The organism is Terriglobia bacterium (assembly GCA_035712365.1).
GTDB lineage: Bacteria > Acidobacteriota > Terriglobia > UBA7540 > UBA7540 > SCRD01.
The window spans coordinates 34434-56479 of record DASTAW010000048.1; the positions used below are offsets into that span (position 1 = coordinate 34434).

16 protein-coding genes and 1 tRNA gene are annotated in these 22046 nt (G+C 59.1%); 16 read left to right on the forward strand and 1 reads right to left on the reverse strand.

Annotated elements, in window-relative coordinates:
• The first annotated feature begins 181 nt into the window (after positions 1–181).
• From VFQ24_14310 to VFQ24_14365, 12 genes are all read left to right on the forward strand, one after another.
• The gene (locus VFQ24_14310; protein ID HET9179527.1) at positions 182–1474 is read left to right on the forward strand and encodes an aspartate aminotransferase family protein; all 1293 of its coding nucleotides are present in this window, start codon (positions 182–184) and stop codon (positions 1472–1474) included.
• An 85-nt stretch (positions 1475–1559) separates the two neighbouring features.
• Positions 1560–2543, forward strand: a complete 984-nt coding sequence (locus tag VFQ24_14315; protein HET9179528.1) for an aldo/keto reductase — start codon at positions 1560–1562, stop codon at positions 2541–2543.
• Positions 2544–2637: 94 nt separating this feature from the next.
• Positions 2638–4014 carry a glycosyltransferase family 39 protein gene (locus VFQ24_14320; GenBank protein ID HET9179529.1) on the forward strand — a complete coding sequence of 459 codons (1377 nt, stop codon included), beginning with the start codon at positions 2638–2640 and terminating at the stop codon, positions 4012–4014.
• Positions 4015–4067: 53 nt separating this feature from the next.
• Positions 4068–5360 (forward strand): oligosaccharide flippase family protein, encoded by a 1293-nt coding sequence (locus VFQ24_14325; protein HET9179530.1) that lies wholly within the window; start codon positions 4068–4070, stop codon positions 5358–5360.
• A 736-nt stretch (positions 5361–6096) separates the two neighbouring features.
• Positions 6097–6603, forward strand: coding sequence for a response regulator transcription factor (locus VFQ24_14330; GenBank protein ID HET9179531.1), 507 nt, complete (start codon positions 6097–6099; stop codon positions 6601–6603).
• Between the two features lie 209 nt (positions 6604–6812).
• Positions 6813–8723, forward strand: a complete 1911-nt coding sequence (locus VFQ24_14335; GenBank protein HET9179532.1) for a hypothetical protein — start codon at positions 6813–6815, stop codon at positions 8721–8723.
• Complete coding sequence (locus tag VFQ24_14340) at positions 8720–9253, forward strand: hypothetical protein (protein ID HET9179533.1); 534 nt, start codon at positions 8720–8722, stop codon at positions 9251–9253. The genes VFQ24_14335 and VFQ24_14340 overlap by 4 nt, the downstream gene beginning before the upstream one ends.
• A 154-nt stretch (positions 9254–9407) precedes the next feature.
• A complete protein-coding gene (locus tag VFQ24_14345) occupies positions 9408–10295 on the forward strand; it encodes a DUF4097 family beta strand repeat-containing protein (GenBank protein HET9179534.1) in 888 nt (295 codons plus the stop codon).
• Positions 10296–10445: 150 nt separating this feature from the next.
• Positions 10446–12977, forward strand: coding sequence for an ABC transporter permease (locus VFQ24_14350; protein ID HET9179535.1), 2532 nt, complete (start codon positions 10446–10448; stop codon positions 12975–12977).
• A 285-nt stretch (positions 12978–13262) separates the two neighbouring features.
• Positions 13263–13595 carry a PadR family transcriptional regulator gene (locus VFQ24_14355; GenBank protein HET9179536.1) on the forward strand — a complete coding sequence of 111 codons (333 nt, stop codon included), beginning with the start codon at positions 13263–13265 and terminating at the stop codon, positions 13593–13595.
• Between the two features lie 92 nt (positions 13596–13687).
• Positions 13688–14614: a permease prefix domain 1-containing protein gene (locus tag VFQ24_14360; GenBank protein ID HET9179537.1), complete on the forward strand. Its 927-nt coding sequence runs from the start codon at positions 13688–13690 to the stop codon at positions 14612–14614.
• A gap of 113 nt (positions 14615–14727) precedes the next feature.
• Positions 14728–16254 (forward strand): Do family serine endopeptidase, encoded by a 1527-nt coding sequence (locus tag VFQ24_14365; protein HET9179538.1) that lies wholly within the window; start codon positions 14728–14730, stop codon positions 16252–16254.
• Between the two features lie 55 nt (positions 16255–16309).
• Here the strand turns inward: VFQ24_14365 and thiI are convergent, their stop codons facing one another.
• Positions 16310–17644 (reverse strand): tRNA uracil 4-sulfurtransferase ThiI, encoded by a 1335-nt coding sequence (gene thiI / locus VFQ24_14370; GenBank protein ID HET9179539.1) that lies wholly within the window; start codon positions 17642–17644, stop codon positions 16310–16312.
• 471 nt (positions 17645–18115) lie between these two features.
• Here thiI and VFQ24_14375 point away from each other — a divergent pair, with 471 nt between their 5' ends.
• The 4 genes from VFQ24_14375 to VFQ24_14390 all read left to right on the forward strand — a co-directional run bounded on the left by VFQ24_14375 (position 18116) and on the right by VFQ24_14390 (position 22046).
• On the forward strand, positions 18116–20311 hold the full coding sequence (locus VFQ24_14375) for a serine hydrolase (protein ID HET9179540.1): 2196 nt from the start codon (positions 18116–18118) through the stop codon (positions 20309–20311).
• A 98-nt stretch (positions 20312–20409) separates the two neighbouring features.
• Positions 20410–20913, forward strand: a complete 504-nt coding sequence (locus VFQ24_14380) for a hypothetical protein (protein HET9179541.1) — start codon at positions 20410–20412, stop codon at positions 20911–20913.
• 130 nt (positions 20914–21043) lie between these two features.
• A tRNA-Leu gene (locus VFQ24_14385) sits at positions 21044–21130 on the forward strand.
• 151 nt (positions 21131–21281) lie between these two features.
• Complete coding sequence (locus tag VFQ24_14390; GenBank protein ID HET9179542.1) at positions 21282–22046, forward strand: hypothetical protein; 765 nt, start codon at positions 21282–21284, stop codon at positions 22044–22046.

A 22046-nucleotide genomic window follows, 5' to 3' on the forward strand; every position in this document is an offset into this window, starting at 1 on the left:
GCCTTGGCGTCTTTGCGAGAGTTGCTTTTGATATTTTGTTCTATGGATACATGCGGCGTCTCTGGGTGGGACGACAATGCCAAATTTAGTCGCGGCTCCGGCGCGGCTGCGCTCGCCCCTTCCAACTTTCAGCTTTCGCTTGTAAACTCTTTTTTCAATCCATTCCGAGAAGGACTGACCTATGACCAGAGATGAAATCATTCGCAAGCATAAAGAGTATCTCTTCAACTGCGTCGCAACCTATTACAAAGACCCGCTGGTCCTCGACTATGGCAAGGGACAGTATCTTTGCGATGTGGATGGGAACAGGTATCTTGACTTCCTGGGCGGCATCGTAACCATCAGCGTGGGGCACGCCAATGAAAGAGTGAACTCAAAAGTCAAGGCCCAGATCGACCGTCTGCAACACGCCTCGACGCTTTTCCCCTCCGAACCTATCGTGGCGTTGGCCGAAAAGATGGCCCAGATCGCGCCCGGCAAACTGCAGAAAAGTTACTTCACCAACAGCGGCTCTGAGGCCAATGAGGTGGCCGTGCTGACGGCGCGCATGCATACCGGCAATTACGACATCCTTGCGCTGCGCCACGGTTACAGCGGGCATACGCAACTGGCGAAATCCCTCACCGGGCTTAGCACCTGGCGAAAGGCCGGCATCGTCCCGTTCGGTGTCATTCAAGCGCCCGGGCCCTACTGCTACCGCTGCCCCTACGGTCTCACCTACCCAAGCTGCGAGCTGCACTGCGCGAAGGACGTTGAAGAGGTCATCAAGACTTCCACCGGCGGCGCAGTGGCCGGCATGCTGGCGGAGACCATCCAGGGTCTGGGTGGCGTGGTGGTGCCTCCCCCTGGATATTTCAAGATTGTGGCCAACATCGTGCGCAATTACGGCGGGCTTTTCATTGCCGACGAAGTCCAGGCGGGTTTCGGGCGCACCGGCAAGCGCTGGTTCGGCATCGAGCACTGGGAGGTTGAGCCGGACATGATGACTTGCGCCAAAGGCATGGCCAACGGCGTTCCCGTCGGCTGCACGATCACTCGGCCGGAAATCGCAGACAGCTTCAAGGGCCTGACCATCTCAACCTTCGGCGGCAATCCCGTCACCTGCGTTGCGGCCAAGGCAACCATCGACCTGATTGAAGAAGACCGTCTGATGGACAACGCCGAGACGGCGGGAAGGCGTTTCCGAGAAGGCCTTGAAGCCCTGAAGGAAAAGCATGCCTCCATTGGCGATGTCCGCGGAATGGGTTTGATGGTGGGTGTCGAACTGGTGAAAGACCGGAAAACCAAGGAGCCTGCTGGGGACCTCGCCAACAAAGCCCTGGAGCGGACTCGGGCCAATGGCCTGGTGATTGGCAAAGGCGGCCTCTACGCCAACGTCCTGCGAATGTCGCCACCGCTCAACATCCCAGCGGCTGATATCGACCAGGCGGTTGCCATTCTGGATAAGAGTCTGGAAGAGGCGGCGAAGGCATAAAGGGACCCCTGGTTAACCGGGCATCGGTCAGATCCATGCTCGAAGTGTCGCACTACACGAAAACACAATCGCAGAGAGCAGAAGAATGAAATACCGGGAATTGGGCAGGACAGGATGGAAGGTTTCAGAAATCAGTTTTGGCGCGTGGGCCATCGGCTCGATGTGGGGAAGCGTCGATGAGAAGGAATCGATGGCGGCTCTCCACAAAGCTCTCGATGTCGGCATCAACTTTTTCGATACCGCCGACGTTTACGGTGACGGCCGCAGCGAGCGGCTACTGGGACGGCTCCGCAAAGAGCGCAAGGAAACTTTTTACATCGCCACCAAAGCCGGCCGCCGCCTGACCCCCCATACCCCTGAAGGCTATAACCGCGAAAACCTGAGCCGCTTTGTGGAAGACAGCCTGCGCAATCTGCAGACGGATTGCGTCGATCTCATTCAGCTCCACTGCCCGCCCAACAAGGTCTATTACACTCCGGAAACCTTTGAGGCGCTTGAAGGGCTGGTGAAGGCCGGGAAAATCCGCCACTACGGTGTCAGCGTCCGCACCTGCGAAGAGGGCCTGAAGGCGCTGGAATATCCGGGCATCCAGAGCGTTCAGATCATCTTCAACATGTTCCGCCATCGCCCGGCGGAGCTCTTTTTTCCTGAAGCCAAACGCCGCCGCGTGGGCATCCTGGCGCGAGTGCCGCTGGCCAGCGGCATGCTGACCGGCCGCATGTCCCGCGAAACCACTTTCGCCCAGGACGACCACCGCAGTTTCAACCGCGAGGGGGCGAAATTTGACAAGGGCGAAACCTTCTCCGGCGTCGAATATAATCTGGGCCTCGATATCGTCGATCAGTTGCGCCCGCTGGTCCCCGGGGGAGCTACCATGGCGCAATTTGCTCTGCGCTGGATTCTCATGTTTGACGCCGTCATCTGCGCCATTCCCGGCGGCAAGCGGCCTTCACAGGTGGAAGACAACGCGCGCGCGTCCGGCCTGCCGCCCCTCGGCGATGAGGTGATGCGTAAAGTGCGCGAGATCTATGACATGCGGCTGCGGGCTGAGGTGCATCAGCGCTGGTAACCCAACGCCCGCCGAATGTTGTCGAAAATCAAACAACTTTGGGGATTGTCTGAAATAACCAGGCCTGACCTGCCACGGTGTGGGGATGTCCGTCGTGCCAAATCGCGCTGGGCGATGTTTCCTGAAATTTTTGGAATGGAATCGGACCATTTACATCATTCTGGCGGTTGGCCTGGCCCTCCGGATCCTCGCATTAAGCCTCGTAGCCCATATCCCCTTGCGAAACGAAGCTCCTGGTTACATGGGGATGGCGGCTCAGCTCCTGCACCACCAGAATTTTGAACCCTATTGGCCGCCTGGCGTTCCTTACTATCTTTACCTCGTTCAAAAGCTCTTCGGGGAGAGCATTCTGGTGGCTAGAGCTTCGATCCTTCCAATTTACCTGGTATTTACCGTGTTTCTATTTTTCCTCGTAAGACAGGTAGTGACCCTTAGGGCAGCGAATCTGGCGGCTCTCATTTTTGTTTTCTACCCGCCCTATGTTCGAGATTCCTTCAACCCTTCGACGGAATATCCCGCCGCGGCTTGCGTGATGGGGATCGTGCTCTTCATGACCCTGGCTGAGAGGAAGCCCTCCTTCGCCTTCATTGCTCTGACGGGCGTTACTTTGGGCGGACTCGTCTTAATCAGGCCAAGCAGTCTGCTGGTAGCCGCGTTCGTGTGTTATTACCTCTTCAGACGGTTGAGGAATGTGAAGATCGCGGTCGCCCCACTCGTGATTGCAGCCATTCTCGTGTCGGCATGGCTGTGGAAAGCCTATACGCTAACGGGGCGATTCGTAGCCATCAATGACTCGAATTCGCAAAACCTCTTTTGGGGAAATAACCCCTATACACCGCTCTATGCGACCTGGGGAGAGGCTCAAGGGGAAATCGGCATCTCCGCGGGCTATCGTTCGTTGCTGGCCAGAATCGATCGCGAAAGTCCGCAGGCTCGAGATCGCCTTTACACAGAGCTTGCTTTAAACCACATCAAATCCAGGCCCGGCCTGTTTGTGTTGAGGACCTTAAATCGGGCTCGAGCCTATTTCGGTTTTCCGGTTCACTACGCGGAACCGCTGAAGGGCGTCCTGGGGAAGCGATCAAGAATGTGGGCGGCCATTTTACTGACCGTGGCAGACGTGCTTTTTTACTGGGCGCTGATGGCCCAGGCGATCATTTTCTTGTTCAATGCCAAAGAGGCGTCACTCGTCTCCGACCGCCGCCTTTGCCTTCTTGGGACAGCGCTGGCGTATGCTCTTCCGTACTGGCTATCCGTGTCGCAGCCACGTTACAATTTCCCTGTCGTTCCGCTTTTGGCGGTTTTTGCAGTAGCTTTTTTGGATTTACTTCTTCAGGGGCGCGCATCCGAGGTGTTGCTCCCCATCAGGGAATCCGCGCGCCGAAGATACGCCATGCTGCTGGTTCTTGCAGCTTTTGCTTATATTCAAATCGAGTGGATATACGTGAACTACTTCCGGCTTGGAGGCTGATCACTGCACTGGCTCCCCTGTGAACTCGTTCGACGGATTTGGAGGGAGGCCGCATGATTGACATCCGCGCCAAGCTCCGCGCTTGGTCAATTGACCGAGGTCTGGCGCGGAACATGGCCTCGTTATACGGCGTGCAGTTCGCCAATTACCTGCTGCCGCTCGTCACCATTCCCTACCTGACGCGCGTGCTGGGGCCGTTAACCTGGGGGCTGGTGGCCTTTGCGCAGGCCTTCGGCGCATATGCCAGCATCGGAATCGAATACGGCTTCCATCTGTCGGCTACTCGTGCGGTGGCAAAAAATCGTGCTTCCATAGGCGAACTCGCCAACCTGGTGGCTGGCGTGATGGGCGTCAAGCTGGTGCTGGCGACGGCTGCCGGGGTCATCGCGCTGAGTCTGGGAACGTGGATTCCGCTGTTCCGCGCGCATCCCGCTTTCCTCCGGGCGGCAATGTTCTGGGCCGTGGCGCAATCGTTCAGCATGCTTTGGTATTACCAGGGTCTTGAGAGAATGCGGCTGGTCGCTGTGCTCGATGTCGCGGGAAAAGCAGCGGCGACGGCGGGAATCTTCATCATCGTTCATCATCCCGCCGACGGCTGGAAGGTGCTGGCGTTGCAGGGCGGCGGCTCTTTATTATCCGTCGTTGTGGCCGCGGCAATGGTTTACAGGGAAGTTCCCCTTAAGCTTCCCGACTGGCGGATGGTCCGCGACACGCTGCGTATGGGATGGAGCATGTTTCTCTTCCGCAGCTCGATGGGTCTTTATGGCGCCGGCAATGCTTTTATCCTCGGGTTATTTGCCTCGCCTGAAGCCGTGGGTTTTTACGCGGGCGCCGAAAAGCTTGCGCGGGCGCTTATGGGTTTGCTGGTTCCTATCCACCAGTCTCTGTACCCCCGGCTCAGCAACCTCGTGCAGCACAACCTGCCCGCGGCAAAGCGGCTGGGTCGTTCAAGCATGTTTCTCATGAGTTCGACGGGGGCGGCGTTAAGCCTCGCCGCATTTCTTGGTGCTCCGTGGGCCGTGCCGTTGGTCCTCGGAAAAGGTTTCGCGGCCTCGATCCCAGTGCTCCAGGTGATGGCGGCACTGCCGTTGCTCGATGCTCTTGGCACAACCTTCGGCGTGCTGTGGATGGTGCCGCTGGGACTGGACCGGCAATTCAATCGTGCTGTCATGGCAGGCGGCGTGCTCAACCTGATTCTTGCGGTGGTGTTCGCGCCACGATTTGCGCAGCTTGGAATGGCGGCGGTCGTGGTTGCAACGGAAGTTTTCGTCGTGCTCGCGCTGTACATCGTGCTGCGCCGCAGAGGGCTGGGACTCCTGGTGCCGGTGCAAATTGAACGGGAATGAGGGGGCTGCCGTCCCCGACGGACAGCTCGATGCATGGCACGAATCGAAGCGCACGGCTCAACTGGCCTCAGCCTGTACCGGAAATGCCGTCCCAAGCCTGACCGGGGGGTCAGTAGAATCCCTGAGACTGGCCTCCTAATGGATTTTATCGCCATTTTTTATATAAACCGTCCAGACTGTCTTTGTATTAAGCCGCTACGATAACGTAGTAAGCTGCTTAGCTTTATTAACTTATCTAAGATATACTACATTCCAACGAACCTTCGTTGTGTGGAAATTTTTAATATTTATAGCTTGACTCTTGCACGTTCATTTGCCAGAATGTCCACCTTGTAGTTGGGATTCAGGGTGAGGATTGGATGATTGGGTAGGGGAGGCCCATTAGGCCAGTCAGGTTTCCACTTAAGGCATTTCCCGATGCGCCTTCAAGTGGGTGAATCGCCCGGATTCACGCTCGAAGCCCTGGCAAATAAATGACGAAACTCAAGTAAGCAAGGAGAAGCGCAAGATGATCGAGCAAACACTCGTTGGCTTCTCTCGTAGGTTGCGAAAACACGGCAAGCCGTGTTTCAAAGTTTGCCTCTTATCTCCCCATCCATTGGTTTTAAGTGAGTTCACGAGGATACTGGCCAACTTCTCCTATCGGGTGAAAGCCAAGCATGTCGATTCCCGTTTAACAACCGATTTCCACCGATTAGCAATTCCGAAGTGCCCCCTCTATGTAGTTGACGCCTGTATGCCAGCCGCTGCGGCCCTCCTGGTATCGGAGGTTATGGATCGTTACCCGGCGTCGAAGGTCGTCGCGGTCTCTGAAAGGTTTGACGAGGCCAACGCCTTCCCGTTGCTGCGGCTGGGAACCAAAGGGCTGCTAACCTATTCTGAGTCGCCCAGGGACCTGGGGGCTGCTCTCGAAGCCCTGCTCGAAGGCAGCTACGCGGTGCCTCGTGTTCTGCTTTCCCGGTTTGTCGAATCAATTCTGCCGAGTTCGCGCAACCGTACCATGATCAGCAGTTCTGTGGGATTGAGCCGGCGCGAACGCGAGGTCCTTCAGGCAGTGCTGGATAACCTTTCCAACAAAGAAATCGCGGGCCAGTTGAACATTTCCGAACGCACCGCAAAGTTCCACGTCTCGAACCTTCTGGCGAAGTTCGGTGTTCAACGGCGCGCAGACCTGATTCTGATGTCCTTCAATGGGACTGCACTGGGTGCGGTATCTCAGCAACAGAGCACCTTGCAGGCCTGATTTTGATCCGGCTGTACCATCAGCCAGCCATCAAAACAAATCATCCGTTTTCATCCAGGGATGTCGTGTCGGTATGCATCGGCTGATTGTTCGCATCGTGCTGCCGCAACACTGTTGCGGCGGCTTCTACGGTTGACTTCGATGAGCAGTTCAGGGATGATGGCCCGGGACCGCGCTCTACATACTATAATCGCGGACCGCTCTCGGGCATGGAATCTCCACTGAAAAGGGCTACGAATCCGTCACGCCGGGCTTTCCTGCGAACCGCGCTCGGGGCGCTGGCGGCCGAACAGGCGCTGCCCGCGCTGGGTGAAGCTGCGGGAAGTCCAGCCAGCCCGCGGAACCCTGAGATACGCCTTTTCGCGCTGCCGCAGTTTCTCCGCCCCGGTCCCTTTGGCGGCATCGTCAGCGCGGACAGGAACGCCGCGCCCGCCACCGTCGGCTTCGAGAAAAACGACGGTCTTTCGCTCGAGTGCGCGAGGGGCAGCTACGCCTCATTTCATGTCATTGTTCAAACCGCCCGGCCCTGTGATTACAAGCTCGATCTTCAGCTCGGCGACCGCGCCGGCAAAATCCAGATTGACCTCTACCGCGAGTGGTTCCATCCGCTTCGCTCGGGCGAGTATTACCCGGATGCTCTGGTTCCGGCGCCGCTCCCTTCTCGTTCTCAGATTCCCGACCCGTACAACAAAATCGCCGGCCAGACGGCGCAGGCCTTCTGGGTAGACATCTGGGTTCCGCTGGACGCGACTCCGGGTGAATATTCGGGGCGCGCCACGCTTCAAGCGGCTGGCAAAATCCGGACGCTCGTGCTCCGGCTGCGGGTGCATCCTGCGGCGGTATCCGCGGAAGATGTGGTGGTGATGGACCACAATTCTTACGATGCCTCCTGGATCGCTGCACAGTTTCCAGCCCGTGTCCGAGCAGTCACCGAAAATTTTTTTGAGAGCGACGAACTTTTCCGCCTCATCCACTCCTACCACCGGATCTTTTATGAGCACCATGGTGTGTTCCACCAGCTCGGTTACGGGCATGCAGGCCGCGTCACTCCCGAATTCGCCCCCGCGCTCGAAGGCGAGGGCAGAAGGAAGCGCATCGCCAACTGGAACTTGTATGACCGCCACTACGGTCCCCTGCTGGACGGCTCCGCTTTTGCGCAGACGCGCCGCGGCCCCCGGCCCATTCCGTTTGCCTATCTGCCCATCAACCCTGAATGGCCTGCTTCCTGGCTGTGGTGGGGCGAGCCGGGTTATGAAGCCGAATTCGTCAATGTGGTCGGCGAAATGGAAAGGCATTTCCGCGAGAAGGGTTGGGCAAGAACCAATTTTGAAATGTTCTTCAATCACAAGAAGCGCTATATGGGATTCTCATGGGACGGCGACGAGGTGCGCTTTCCCAGAGACCTCAGCTATTTCAAGGAATACGGCCGGCTGCTGAAGAGATCGCTGCCCGCCGATACGCCCGTCCATTTTGTGTTCCGCGCCGATGTCAGTTGGGACATGGAGCAGCAATTCCGCGAGCTCAACGGCGTGGTCAACATGTGGACCTGCGCCGGCGACCTTTTGAGTTGGTACAAGGGCGCGCCAAAGATGCTGCACGAGCGGGGTGATATTGTTTGGTACTACGGCGGACCGCCTGAAGTGAGCCAGCCGTCATCAGCCATCGCGGAGCTGGCCCTGCGCGCCTGGCTGTGGGATGCGATGGGCTTTGTCCACTGGCTCGCCGTGAGCCCAGGCAAGGACCCCTGGTTCAATTTTACCGGCGGCGGCACCACGCTGGTTTACTCAGGCGAACGCTTCGGTCTGCGGGATCCCATTCCGAGCGTCCGGCTCAAAATCCAGCGCAACACCGTGCAGGAACTGACGCTGCTTGATAGTTACAAATCGCGCCACGGTCTGGAAAAGCTGAAGTCGGAAGCAACGCAGCGGTTCAACAGCTCAACACCTGACGAATGGTGGAACCCGCGCCCCGCGCTCGCCGGCAAGCCGCCTTATGAGTGGACGAATTCGGAGATGGAGGCCGCGGGCGAACCCACGCACAAACTTTCCGCCAGCCTGGATGCCGCCGCCTGGGACCGCGTCCGGCAATACATCATGCAGCTTGCGCAGGAAAGCTCATGACGGAAAAGCCCAGCAACAGCCCTGAGCAAATCGAGCAGGAGCTCGACCGCATCGCGCGCGTCGCCGCAGTAATGCTTGACGGAGACGCCTGCCGGCGGATTGTCACCCCGCGCGCGCTCGAGTACATGTTCAAGACCGACCCGCAGGATCGCTTTCTGGCCGGCGATAACTATGACGTCAACGACGCCGAATTTAACGCCGTCAAGAAAATTCTCATCCGCCTGTCGCGCCTGGCGCCGTTCGCCTGCGACGTCAACCTCTGGATGCCCATCCCGGGCCACCCGGAAAAAATCCAGGTTGTCATCCGCAACGCCCACGAGATGAGCCAGTTCTGGGTTTTCGGAGCTATTTATCAGGACCTGTTTCCGCCCATGAAAACAGTGCTCGAAAGCGGACAGCGCGTTACGGTGAAGCAAAGACCGGGCATGATTTCCGTTCTGGCGCCCGTGTACGACAGCCTGGGCGAGGTTGCGGGCCTCGTCGAAGTGGTCAGCCATTCCTCACCCCCCGCCCACGAAGACGAAATGTAATTCCCGATCATCCTCGGGCGCGGTCATTTCAGTTGCGCCGCGCGATAGAGGCTTCCCTTTGTCGCATTCCGGCTCTAAAATCAAAAAATCTCAGAACATTTACTGCTGCTGGCGCGTATTGGTCTGATGAAAGCTCATTCACGCGGAGGAAATCATGAAAACGAAAAGAACAGGCTTACTGATGGTCGCCCTGATGGCAATCAGCGTTGCGGCATTCGCCGATTCGCGGATTGAAAAAACGCTGTCACTCGAGCCGGGCGGGAAATTTGTGCTCCAAACGGACGCGGGTAGCGTTACGGTAACAGGCTCGAGCGCCTCGGGCGCCAGAGTCGTCATCACCTCGAACCGTGACGATTTAGAGTCGTTGTTCAACTTCGATTTCAATTCAAGCGCTGGGCTGGCTCAAGTCACCGCGCGAAAGAAGACCTTGCAATGGTTCTCGAACGTCAATCTGCACTTTGATGTTACGGTGCCGTCCCAGACGGGCCTCAGCATCAAAACCAGCGGCGGGTCGGTTAAGGTTACTTCACTCCAGGGCGAACAGGACCTGCGCACTTCGGGAGGGTCGATTGACGCTTCCGAGGTTCGCGGAAATCTCATGGCCCGCACGTCGGGAGGTTCGATCAGTGTCCGGGATGTAACGGGCAACGCCGACCTGGGAACTTCGGGAGGCGGCATCACGGTGAATTCATTGAACGGGTCACTGCAGGCGGGAACCAGCGGGGGGCCCATTCACATTGACGGCGTGACGGGCCGCGCGGTCGCCCACACTTCGGGTGGCTCGATCCAGGCAGCTTTCGCGCGCGGCAACAACCAGGGAGGCGAGCTCACAACTTCCGGCGGCTCGATCCGGGCAAGTCTCGATCCAACGGCGAATCTCGATATCGACGCTTCCACTTCTGGAGGCTCTGTCTCGACCGATATGCCCTTGCGCGTTCAGGGCACGATATCGCAATCAAAGGTGCACGGCACGCTCGGCTCGGGCGGGCAAACGCTCCAACTGCACACGAGCGGTGGCTCCATCCGCATTGCGTCGCTGTGAAAGGCAGTGGCTAGTGGTTGGTGACAAATGACGAGCAAAACCAAGGCACGGCCGCGCCTGGTTCTGTTCATAATTCAGAATTCATAATCTTGAATTCATGATTCTATCTCTGGACTCGTTACTTCTGCGCTCTTGAACAGCGGAGGTTTCATGCTCCCCGGAAATCCAGCCCACACCGCAGAATCCAGCCGCAATCTTGGGACGTTTCCCCTCCTCGAGACGCTCGGGCAGGACCTCCGCTACGGCCTTCGCCAGCTTCGCCGCAATCCCGGCTTCACGATTGTCGCGGTTCTCACCCTCGCCCTCGGGATTGGTACGAGCACTGCGATTTTCAGCGTGCTCGATGGGGTTTTACTGAAACCTTTGCCGTATCCGCATCCGGAGCAACTGGTGGGCGTCTGGCATTCGGCCCCCGGAATCAATGTTGCTCTCCTGAACGTATCACCCTCATCCTACTTCATCTATCGCGAGCAGAACCGCACGTTTCAGGATATTGGCATCTACCAGGGCGATTCGGTGAACATCACCGGCGTGGCCCAACCGGAACAAGTGGGGGCCGTGGACGTGACGGACGGCCTGCTTCCCGTTCTCGGCGTAACGCCCATGCTCGGACGGCTATTCACCACTGCGGACGACTCCCCCGGCAGCGCGGAGACGGTAATGTTGACCTACGGCTACTGGGCCCGTAAATTCGGCGGTGACCGCTCGGTGATCGGAAAAACGATGACTTTGGATGGAAAGTTGCACCAAATCATCGGAGTGCTGCCGCGGGAATTCGATTTTATGGGTCGGCCCGGCATCGCGCTCTTCCTGCCCTTGAAGTTCGACCGCGCCAAATTGTTCCTTGGCCAGTTTAGTTACGAAGCCATCGCCAGGCTCAGGCCGGGTGTCACGCTGGCGCAGGCCAACGCGGACGTGGCGCGTATGGTCCCCATTATGCTGAGAAGTTTTCCGGCGCCGCCGGGCTTCAGCCTGAAGATGTTCCAAGACGCCCGCATTGGGCCCAATGTCCGGCCGCTGAAGCAGGACGTGGTGGGTGACGTTGGCAAGGTCTTGTGGGTGCTGATGGGCGGCATCGGCCTGGTGCTGCTCATCGCATGCGCCAACGTGGCAAACCTGCTTCTTGTCCGCGCCGAAGGCCGCCAGCAGGAGTTCGGCATCCGCGCCGCGCTGGGCGCAAGCCGGGGCCGCATTGCTGCCGAACTGCTGTTTGAGAGCCTGATTCTGGCCCTGGCCGGCAGTTTGCTGGGCCTCGGGCTTGCCTATGGGGCGCTGCGGATACTGGTTGCCGTGGCGCCGGCCGGCCTGCCCCGCCTGAATGAAATCGCCATTGATGGCACCGTCGTGCTCTTCGCGCTGGCGATGTCCATGGTGGCCAGTCTTCTTTTCGGTTCCGTTCCGGTCGTGAAATATACGGGCGCGCGCCTTGGGACTGACCTCCATGAGTCCAGACGTTCGATGAGCGCGAGTCGCGAGCGGCACCGCGCGCGAAGCACGCTTGTGATTGCCCAGGTGGCGCTGGCGCTCGTCCTTCTGATCAGCTCAGGTCTCATGATTCGCACCTTCCTTGCCTTGACCCGTGTGGACCCTGGATTCGTTGGGCCTTCCACGCTCCAGACACTTCGCATCAGCATCTCCGAAAATGAGGTAAAGGATCCGCAGCGGGTCGTTCACATGCAGGAGGAAATCCTGCATAAGATCGAAGCCATTCCGGGTGTCTCCTCGGCCGCCATTTCCAGGAGCGTCCCCATGGATGGAAATCATTGGAGCGATCCCGTCTTCGCAAAAGACCGCACCTACTCGCCCGGCAAGCTTCCGCTCCGTATTTTTGAGTTCGTCGCGCCGGGCTATTTTAAGACTTCAGGCACGCCGTTTGTCGCCGGACGCGATTTCACCTGGAGCGACCTCTACAACAAGCATCCGGTGGCCATCGTTTCTGAAAAACTGGCGCGCGAATACTGGCAGGACCCATCGAGCGCCCTGGGCAAGCAAATCCGCGTTAGCACGAAGGACGATTGGCGCGAAGTCGTTGGCGTGGTAGGTGACGTTCGCGACGAGGGCATGGATAAGGAAGCGCCTGCATTGGTGTACTGGCCTTTGCTCATGAATCACTTCGAGGGCGATGAGGTCAATGTGCGCCGTGGCGTGGCCTTCTCGATTCGCAGCCCCCGCGCCGGCTCGCGGAGCCTGATGAACGAGGTCCAAAGGGCCGTCTGGTCTGTGGACTCGAACCTTCCCCTGGCGGAGGTCCATACGCTCGAGTACTACTGCCGAAGGTCGATAGCGCGCACTTCCTTTACGCTGGTGATGCTCGGCCTCGCGGGCAGCATGGCCTTGCTGCTCGGCATTATAGGCCTTTACGCGGTGATGTCCTACTCGGTGTCGCAGCGCACACACGAAGTTGGCATCCGCATGGCGTTGGGGGCGGAGAAAAGGGATGTTCTAAACATGGTCGTTGGCCAGGGGCTCAGGCTGGCGCTGATGGGTGTTGCACTCGGCGTCGCCGGAGCGTTTGCCCTCACGCGGTTCCTCACCAGCCTGCTGTATGGCGTCAAGCCGAGTGACCCGCTCACCTTCATCGTAGTCTCGCTCATCCTGATCGCCGTGGCCCTCGCAGCCTGCTACATCCCCGCCCGCCGCGCGGCCAAAGTTGATCCCATGGTGGCGCTGCGATACGAATGAAGTATGAAGTGTGAAGGCCGAAGGATGAAAGAAAGCGGAAAACGCAATGACAATTACGAGTTACGAATGAGGCAGTAGATAGTGGTTAGTGGCAAGTGACAAGCGCAAGCCGAAACGGGGCGCACGTGGGGTTTGTTTCATCCTTCATCCTTCATCCTTCATCCTTCATCCTTCATCCTTCATCCTTCATAATTCGTCCTTCAGAATTCATAATTAATTTTTCCCCTTGTACTTCGACATAAGAACGTGTAATACTGTTCTTGTAGAAGTACAAGGGGGCAAGGCATGGCAAACGCAACCATCGATCTGCCGCAAGGCACTCTCGACTTGTTGATCCTCAAGACGCTGGCTTTGGGGCCCCAGCACGGCTGGGCCATTTCTGACCGCATCGAGCAGGTTTCACGAGAGGTCCTCAGCATCAAGCAGGGATCGCTCTACCCGGCGCTCCACCGGCTCGAGCGGCGCGGCTGGATCAGGGCAAAGTGGGGGGCATCGAAGAACAATCGGCGCGCCAAATATTACGAGTTGACCAGGGCCGGTAGAAAGCAGCTTGAGGCCGAAGAAAGCGCCTGGCGCCAACTCACCACCGCCGTCGGCCAGGTTTTGGAAACAGCGTGATGAAGTGTGAAGTGTGAAGGATGAACCCTTTCATAATTCAGAATTCGTAATTTTTTGCATCGTAGCTGCGGTCAACGTATGTAGGATGCGTCATGATTCATGATCTTTTGTATCGCATGCGGGCCGTGTTGTGGCGAAGGGCGATGGAAGCGGAGTTGGACGAGGAGCTTCGCTCCCACCTGGAACACCAGGCGGAGAAGCACTTGCGGTCGGGCCTGTCTCGTGAAGAAGCGGAGCGGCGGGCGCGATTTGATTTCGGCGATCTCGACCAGGTGAAAAATGAGTGCCGTATTAGCTGGGGCGTGCGGCTCATCGACGAACTGGCTGCCGAAGTTCGCGCGGGATTACACCAGGCGCGGCGCAAGCCGGTTTTTTCGACGGTTTCCGCACTCACCCTGGTTCTCGGCCTTCTGGCCAACACGATGATGTTTAATGGCCTCACTTCCGTAGTCGAGCGGCTTTCACCCCATCAGCAACAGGCGAGCCCCGTGCTGGCTGCTCAAAATTCTGCGCCGCCGCCCGTGAACCGAAGTGATATTTATTCAGGCCTGGCTGTGCGGAAAGGTCCGAGCAAAAAGGCGTCGCGTGTCAGGCCCTCTCCGAGGCTTCGCGAAAACCATCCTGAAAATGTCGCCTCGGCGGCTTGCCGGGAGAGGGCGTTTGTGACAGCCGCCTTCTTCCTCACGCCCGGCGTGGATCGAATTTCGGCCGCCAGATGGATGCTCCGCGAAGCGGAAGATAACCGGAACCATTTTGTGCTGATCAGTAGGACCTGGCAGCAGGCCCGGCCTGGAGCCGGACTGGAGGGGTTGGAAATGACCCTGCATTCCGGCGGCGCCACCTACACAGTTGTGGAGGTCATTTCAGGCAATCCCGAATATCCGCAACAGGAGGGTTGGACACCCTTAGTCCTTAACGCTCGAGCAGCGATGTCAAATTCAGCGCAATGGGGCGTGCTGGCCGTGATGGAGCAGCCCGGCCAATGCGTCTCAATTTCTGAAAGCTTGTCAAGCCTCTAGCGCGCCACCGCACTCGCGGACCTGCAAACAGGAGCATGGCATGCGCGGGGAGAAGTGTACGCAAACGCGCTCGACGCCGCGCAAGAGAACTTAACGAGAGGAGAAATGATTTCATGCAACATCTTTCAAAGCAGTTTCTTCGCGACAATTTCATGGGACTGAGCCTGGCCATCATCAGCATCGTGTGCCTGGCCCTGACTTCGGCGGTGTACCTTGGCCAGCGTCATTCTCCCGACTTTGTTCTTGCCGCCGGCCAGGCGGTGGACGGGCCCGGCATCGATCACCTCGAGCAGTTGAATAAAGCCTACGAGCAGGTTGCCGACGCCGTTTTGCCCGCGGTGGTTAACATTCGAACCACGCAGGTGGTCCATGCCAGCCAGTCTCCATTTTCTGCAAATCCCATGTGGCGCCAGTTCTTCGGCAACGGTCCCGGCCTGGTAGTCCCACAGGAGCAAAAAGAACACGACCTGGGAACGGGCGTCATCGTTTCACCGGACGGCTATATTGTTACCAATGACCACGTAGTCTTCTGGGGAAAGGCCAAGGACATCGAGGTGATGCTCTCAAACCGGAAGACCTTCAAGGCCACGATTGTGGGATCCGACAAATCAAGCGACCTTGCGGTACTCAAGATCGACGCCCGCAACCTGCCCGTGGCCAGGTGGGGAAATTCCGCCGACCTTCGCGTGGGTGACATTGTGATGGCCTTTGGCAATCCCTTCGGCCTGAATTTCACTCTGACCCGCGGCGCGGTCAGCGCGCTCGGCCGCTCCAGTGTTACGCAGGACAATTTCGACCATTACATCCAGACCGATGCCGCCATCAACCCGGGCAATTCTGGCGGGCCGCTGGTGAACGTCAAAGGGCAGGTTGTGGGAATCAACACTGCAATCCTGAGCGGCGACACGGGTCCGGAAGGCGAAGGCAGCTTCCTGGGCATCGGCTTCGCAATTCCCTCGAACACCGTCAAACACGTAATGGAAGACCTGATCGGGACTGGCAAAGTGTCGAGAGGCTATCTGGGCGCCCAAGTCCAGGACCTCGATCCTGGATTGGCGAAGGAGTTTGATGTCCCGGATGTGTCTGGAGCACTGATTCAAAATGTTGAATCCGGCGGGCCGGCGGCGAAGGCGGGAATCACGAACGGCGACGTGGTCCGCCAATTCAACGGGCAGCCCGTCTCCGACGCAGGAAGCCTTGTCTCGATGGTGACGGAAACCAGTCCCGGCACGGAGGTTACACTCGACGTGCTCCGCAACGGAAAACCAGCGAGCGTGAAAGTCACGCTGGGCGAGCGTCCCGCCAATGGCAGCGAGGCCTCGGGAGAGCGCCCTGAAACGTCAGAGGGACTACTCGGCGGCATCTCTATCCAAAATCTGACCCCTGCCCTTCGCAATCAATTGGGAGTGCCCGGCAACGTTGCCGGAGTCGCGGTGACTGAAGTGGCGCCGGACAGCCCGGCGGCCGAGTATCTTGAGCAGGGCGACGTCATTGAAAGCATCAACCGGCAGCCGGCGCGCAATGTCGAGGATTTCAATCGACTGGCGGCCGGCGTCAAAGGCCAGGTCCTGTTGCGCGTCAACCGCCAGGGCGTGGGAATGTTCATCGTCATCTCTTCCGAAGGCGAGGGCGAGCAGTGAGGTCAGTAGCGTCGTCGCGAGGCGGCATGGTTCGTGGCAGGAGGGCTAGAGGCCGTCAGGATTCCCGATGTCCCACCGCTCCCGCGGCGAGGGCCTTCCGATGGTCGAGGAATTTCTCAAATCGTCGCGGCAGCCCTTCGCGTCTGGTAACCTCTCCCCGCTCGTACTTGAAGTCGAGGGCGCGCGCGCTTTCGAGACCCATCGTCACCAGCGCCTGGACATCGAGACCTTGTTCGGCGCGATCGAGTTGTTCGGGGCTGGCAAAAATGGCCGGCGAGCGCGGCATAAAGCGCGGGCAGCAATCCTCGAACGGCTCGCAGGAAATCTCATAGGTGCCGAGGCGCCGCGCCATGCGCAGGATCTCCTCTTTGTCGTCTCCGGCGAGCGGCCGGTAGACCGGCACGTCGATGCCGCGATCGACGGCGGCCAGGTTGTGAAGCGTCTGCGAGGCCACCTGCGAAACGCTGTCGCCGGTCACCAGACCGAGCCCGCGTTCAACGCGGCAGATTTCACGGCTGATGCGGGCCATCATGCGTCGGTAGAGCAGCACCCGCAGGTTCTCCGGGGCGCCGGCCACGATCTGCCGCTGCACGGCGTCGAAGTGAACAAGATAAAGCCGGGAGGTGAATTGATAGGGCGTCAGCACGCGCACCATGCGCTCGGCGATCGGGCTCGACGGCCCGCTGGCCGGCGAGGCGCTGCCAAAAAAGTGGACGAAGACAAGGTGGGCGCCGCGCCGCATCATCTTGTAGGCCGCCACGCCGGAGTCGAACCCGCCGGAAAGCAGCATCACCAGGCGGCCACCCGTAGCGGCGGGAAGGCCGCCCGGGCCCTCGGCGCGTTCTGCATAGAGCAGCATGCGGCCCGGAATCACTTCCACCTGGCAGGTGACTTCCGGCTCAGAAAGGTTCACCCGAACAGCGCTCCCCTTTGCGCGCAAGGCGTTCAGAATTTCAGCCCCGATCTCGCGCTCCACTTCCATCGAGCTGGCTCCCAGAGCGGTGTCGGCAATTTTGGCGCGCACCGCGAAGCTGCGGGGACCGGCGCGCTCCATCACCTGGCGGGCACAGCGGGCCAGTTCCGGCATTCCCCCGGAAACTTCCCATGCCAGGCCGATATAGGCGAGGCCGAAAACCCTTTGCAGGCGCTCTACCATCAGGGGCAACAGGTTTTCGTCCGGCACCTGAACCAGCAGGCGGTCGAGCACAACTTCCAAAGGGCGCGGCGACAAGTCCTCCAGACTGCGCTTCACCGCCGCCACCAGCCGGCTCTGGAAGAATCGCTTGTTGCCTCCCTTCAGCCAGATCTCATGGTAATGCAGGACCAGCAGGCGTTTTGCCGCAACCTCGGCGGTGGGAATTCCTTTTTCAAGCGAAACTTGTTCGGGCAAACTCCAATTCCTCTCTCCGGCAATCAACACGCAGATTCGTACGCTTCAACTCATGATGGGCAGCGGCTTGAAGTGACGGACCTCGCGGGTTACCGGCTCAATCTAGAATATCCGCTATCCCAGGCCAGAGCAAGGTTGGCCCGAGGTTCTTCACAGATTGCGGAATGCTTTCTGGCCAGGGTTAAAATCCGGCTTGGAGTTCCGCGGCATTGCGAAATTGCTTTGCGCCGTCGCCCACGCCTGACGGATAATCGCCTGGGTTTCTCCAGCGGAAAACCACTAAGGCGCACGGCCGCCGCTCTTAGCAGCAGCTAAAAATCGCTCGTCATGCTGTGCAATGCGAAGCACCCTCGTAGTTGCGTGAAAATAAATGCAGAGATCCTTCGCTTTGCTCAGGATGACAGCGGGAGGAAAGAACTTTGTCAGCGACCGGCTGGGGGATCACGGCTCGCGGCGCAAGGAGAAAACATTGTGAGCAAACCAGCCAATCGGCGAAATTTCATCAAGCACTCACTGGCCGCAGCCGGAGCCGCCTGGGTCGCGTCGGCGGGTCCTGGCGCCTCGGAGGCGTCGGATATTCGCGAGGATCCGGACATCTCAAGGCTCGAAAAGCTGAAGGACCAGCTTGCGGCGCGGCAAACCACCGGACTGCTTGTGCGCCGCCACAACCGCACTGTTTACGAATGGTACGCGGACGGATGGGGGCCGGAGAAGCCGCACTACGCGGCCTCGATGTCAAAATCCCTGGTGGGCGGAATGTCGCTGCTGCTGGCGCTCGACGAGGGCCGCACCTCTGTGGATGGTCCTGCCTGGAAGTATATTCCCGACTGGAAACGGGATCCCTTGAAGTCGCGGATCACCATCCGTCAACTGGTCACGCACACTTCCGGCCTGGAGGACGCCGAAGAAGGCGGGAAACCGCACGCGGAATTGACGGGGTGGAAGGGAGATTTCTGGAAGCGAAAGCCGAATCCCTTCTGGATTGCGATCCACCAAACTCCGGTGATCTACCCGCCCGGAACAAAATTTGCATACAGCAATCCGGGCTTTGCAGCGCTCGCTTACGCCATCACGGCCAGCCTTCGCGGCGGACCGCAACCGGATATTTACACTTTGCTGAAAGATCGCGTCATGGACCCGATCGGAGTGCTCGATCGGGAGTGGTCAATCGGCTACGACGGGCCCACGGAACTGGACGGCCTGAAGATCTATGCCACCTGGGGCGGCGCATCTTATACGGCGCGGGCCACGGCAACACTCGGACAATTCATGTTACAGCGCGGCGAATGGAATGGCCGCCAGTTGATTAGCCGCAAGTTGGCTGAAAACGTGGTGAAGTATGCCGGCATGCCGCTGCCGGACCGCCAGAAGGAGGGCCCGTTCCTGGCGAGCGGCCTGGGCTGGTACACCAACTTCGACGGCATCTGGCCGCAGGTCCCGCGCGACGCGTTTGTCGGGGCTGGCGCCGGGCACCAGGTGCTGCTGGTGGTTCCAAGCCTTGAGCTGGTGGTCGTGCGCAACGGGGGCGTGCTCGAACCGAAGGCGCCAACATACTGGGGAGCCATGTTCGATTACCTGATCACGCCGCTGATGAAGGCCCTGGGGCCTGAAGCGACCGTTCCCAGTGCGCCCCTGAAGCCGCCGTACCCTCCGAGTCCTGTCATCCGCAAAGTCACCTTCGCTCCCTCGGCGTCTATTGTCCGAAAAGCATTGGGCAGTGACATCTGGCCTCTCACCTGGGCCGACGACGATGCGCAATACACGGCCTACGGCGATGGCTGGGGATTTGGGCCGCGTACGGAAAGGAAATTGAGCCTCGGCTTCGCGCGGGTGGCCGGCAATCCGGAGGATTTTGAGGGAACCAACATCCGCTCCCCGAGCGGCGAGCGCGTGGGAGATGGCCCCTCGGGTGCGAAGGCCAGCGGCATGCTGATGGTGGAAGGAACGCTCTACATGTGGGCGCGAAACTGCGGCAATGCCCAGCTCGCGTGGTCGGACGATCGCGCAGTGACGTGGCGCTGGGAGTTTCGAATCGAAGAGAGCTTTGGCTCTCCCGCCTTCCTCCAATTCGGGAGAAATTACGAGAGCGCCCGCGATGGATTTGTGTACATCTATTCTCAGGATGGGCCCAGCGCATACCAACCCTCGGACGGACTGGTCCTGGCGAGAGTCGCGGAAGCTCGGATTCGTCAGCGCGGGGCTTATGAATTCTTCTCCCACATGGACCCAGCCGGTGCGCCGGTGTGGACGGGCGACATTCGCCGCCGCGGCAACGTTTTCACCTTTCCCGGCCGTTGTCAACGCGTGGGCGCCGTTTACAATCCGTTCTGCAGGCGGTACCTGCTGTCACTTGGCTTTGACCAATCGGGAGGCTGGGGAATTTTTGACGCGCCGGAACCCTGGGGGCCATGGACCACGGCATATCTCACACGCGACTGGGGGCTTGGGCAGACGCACGACTATCGGCTGCCCTCCAAATGGATCAGCGATGGCGGGAAAACCCTGGCGCTGGTCTTCTCCGGCCGAGAGCATGACGGAGTGGAGTACGATGCCCTCTGCGTGCGTCGCCTCCGTCTGGAGTTCGTTACCGGTGGTCGGAACGTTGCAACCGCAAAAGCTGTGCCCGGCAGAAAAGTCAATTATCCCGCGCTCGACTTGGGAGTTTGAGCTTGCAGGCTGCTGTAGTATGCTTCTTGGCGAATTCGCGAGGCGGGGCAGACTTCAACCTCGAAAGTGAGTCGAAGAAGGTGACAAGGTTACACGCATTGTCGATCGCGGTTCTCGGCGTGTGGGTCGGGTGGACCCTCTTCATGTGGTTCGCGGCCACGCGGAGTTTTCGGACGGTTGAGGAAGTGCTGAACTCGCCCCCAGCTCAATTCAGCACCGACGTCCACGGATTGGAGCCTCGGCAGACGCGAGAAATCCTGCGCTACCTCGCCTCGGAAATCAATCGCACCTATTTCAGCGCCTATGGCTGGGGCCAACTGGCGTTGGGCGCGGTCCTGCTTTTCCTGCTGGCATGGAAAACGCCGCGGAATGGCCTGAATGTGGCCGTCGCCGCCGTCATGCTCTTTATCGTTGTCTTACTCGCGCTGGGAGTGATGCCGCAGATCATCGCGCTTGGGAGGAACATCGATTTCCTTCCCCGCACACCGCCGCCACCCGGCTATCAGCGGTTCTGGAAACTGCACATGATGTTTACGGGGCTGGACGGGGCAAAACTGCTGGGCGGAATCTTGCTACTGGTGCGATTGATTGCGTTTCCGTGATCCGGGTACTCGACAGAGCGGGTGCTGCTTGACACGATTGGAGGCCGATGGCAACATGAAAACTGCCGTCAACATCAATGCCGCCTCCGCTGGAGGTTGTTGATCGGTGGCGGCTCCCGCTAAAGTTTGCGCCGAAGTGGCGGAATTGGCAGACGCGCTACATTCAGGGTGTAGTGCCCGTCAGGGCGTGGAGGTTCGAGTCCTCTCTTCGGCACCAGGTTCATGGTTCCCCAAATTTTTTGCACTCCGGCAGACTGCCGTTGAGATATCTGCCGCCGGCCGGTTTGCGGCGACGGCAAAAGATTCTGTTTTCTCGGGATCACTGGTAGCAGTTCAATACTGTGGAAAAGGATGGAGGTAATCCCCGAATGAAAGCCACTCAAAGCAATGGGCGTCACCAGCAGTGGCCATACATTTTGTTTGGCGCATTTGTCGGCACAGGCCTCGTCCTGTTCGGACTCGGCTACTCAGCCAACACGCTTGCAGCTTTGCAGAAGCTGAGCTTCCACTGCAACTTCAGCCCGAAGGACCTCAGCGAGTGGACGTTTCCCCATGCCCAGGACTGGGCGAGCAAGACCGAAAGCGGCCAGACGTATCTGCACATGCTGCGCCCGCGTGATCCTGGCGTGCCCCGCCGGCCGCTGCAATTCGCCCGGCTCAAGAACGTAAACGTAGGCAGCTTTAACCTCAGCGTCAAGACGCGGCGTGAAGGCAAATCCATGATCGTCGTCTTTAATTACGTCGATACCCTGCACTTCTATTACACGCACATCTCCCACGACCGTGGCACGGTCCAGCCGGTCCACAACGGCATCTTCCTGGTGGACGGAGCTCCGCGCAGGCGGATTGCCGGTACGGAAGCGCAGGCGGCCCTGCCGGACACGAAGTGGCACACCATCCGAGTGGTCCGGAATGTCGAATCGGGCCTGATCCAGGTTTACTCGGATGTTCAACAGAAGCCGTTGTTCTCCGTGGTGGACCACCATTTCCCCTGCGGACAAATCGGGCTGGGATCGTTTGATGAGCTGGGCGATTTTGCTGACCTGAAGATAACGTCAAGCGATGCAGGCTGCACGCCTCGAGCGCCAGCCTCGCCGCAGGCGCTGCTGCAACAGCCGGAAATCCAACGCTAA

Coding starts and splice junctions, on each gene's coding strand:
- VFQ24_14365 (HET9179538.1), top strand. CDS start 14,728: ATGCAACATCTTTCAAAGCAGTTTCTTCGCGACAATTTCATGGGACTG.
- VFQ24_14390 (HET9179542.1), top strand. CDS start 21,282: ATGAAAGCCACTCAAAGCAATGGGCGTCACCAGCAGTGGCCATACATT.
- VFQ24_14310 (HET9179527.1), top strand. CDS start 182: ATGACCAGAGATGAAATCATTCGCAAGCATAAAGAGTATCTCTTCAAC.
- VFQ24_14340 (HET9179533.1), top strand. CDS start 8,720: ATGACGGAAAAGCCCAGCAACAGCCCTGAGCAAATCGAGCAGGAGCTC.
- VFQ24_14335 (HET9179532.1), top strand. CDS start 6,813: ATGGAATCTCCACTGAAAAGGGCTACGAATCCGTCACGCCGGGCTTTC.
- VFQ24_14350 (HET9179535.1), top strand. CDS start 10,446: ATGCTCCCCGGAAATCCAGCCCACACCGCAGAATCCAGCCGCAATCTT.
- VFQ24_14360 (HET9179537.1), top strand. CDS start 13,688: ATGATTCATGATCTTTTGTATCGCATGCGGGCCGTGTTGTGGCGAAGG.
- VFQ24_14355 (HET9179536.1), top strand. CDS start 13,263: ATGGCAAACGCAACCATCGATCTGCCGCAAGGCACTCTCGACTTGTTG.
- VFQ24_14345 (HET9179534.1), top strand. CDS start 9,408: ATGAAAACGAAAAGAACAGGCTTACTGATGGTCGCCCTGATGGCAATC.
- VFQ24_14315 (HET9179528.1), top strand. CDS start 1,560: ATGAAATACCGGGAATTGGGCAGGACAGGATGGAAGGTTTCAGAAATC.
- VFQ24_14325 (HET9179530.1), top strand. CDS start 4,068: ATGATTGACATCCGCGCCAAGCTCCGCGCTTGGTCAATTGACCGAGGT.
- VFQ24_14330 (HET9179531.1), top strand. CDS start 6,097: ATGCCAGCCGCTGCGGCCCTCCTGGTATCGGAGGTTATGGATCGTTAC.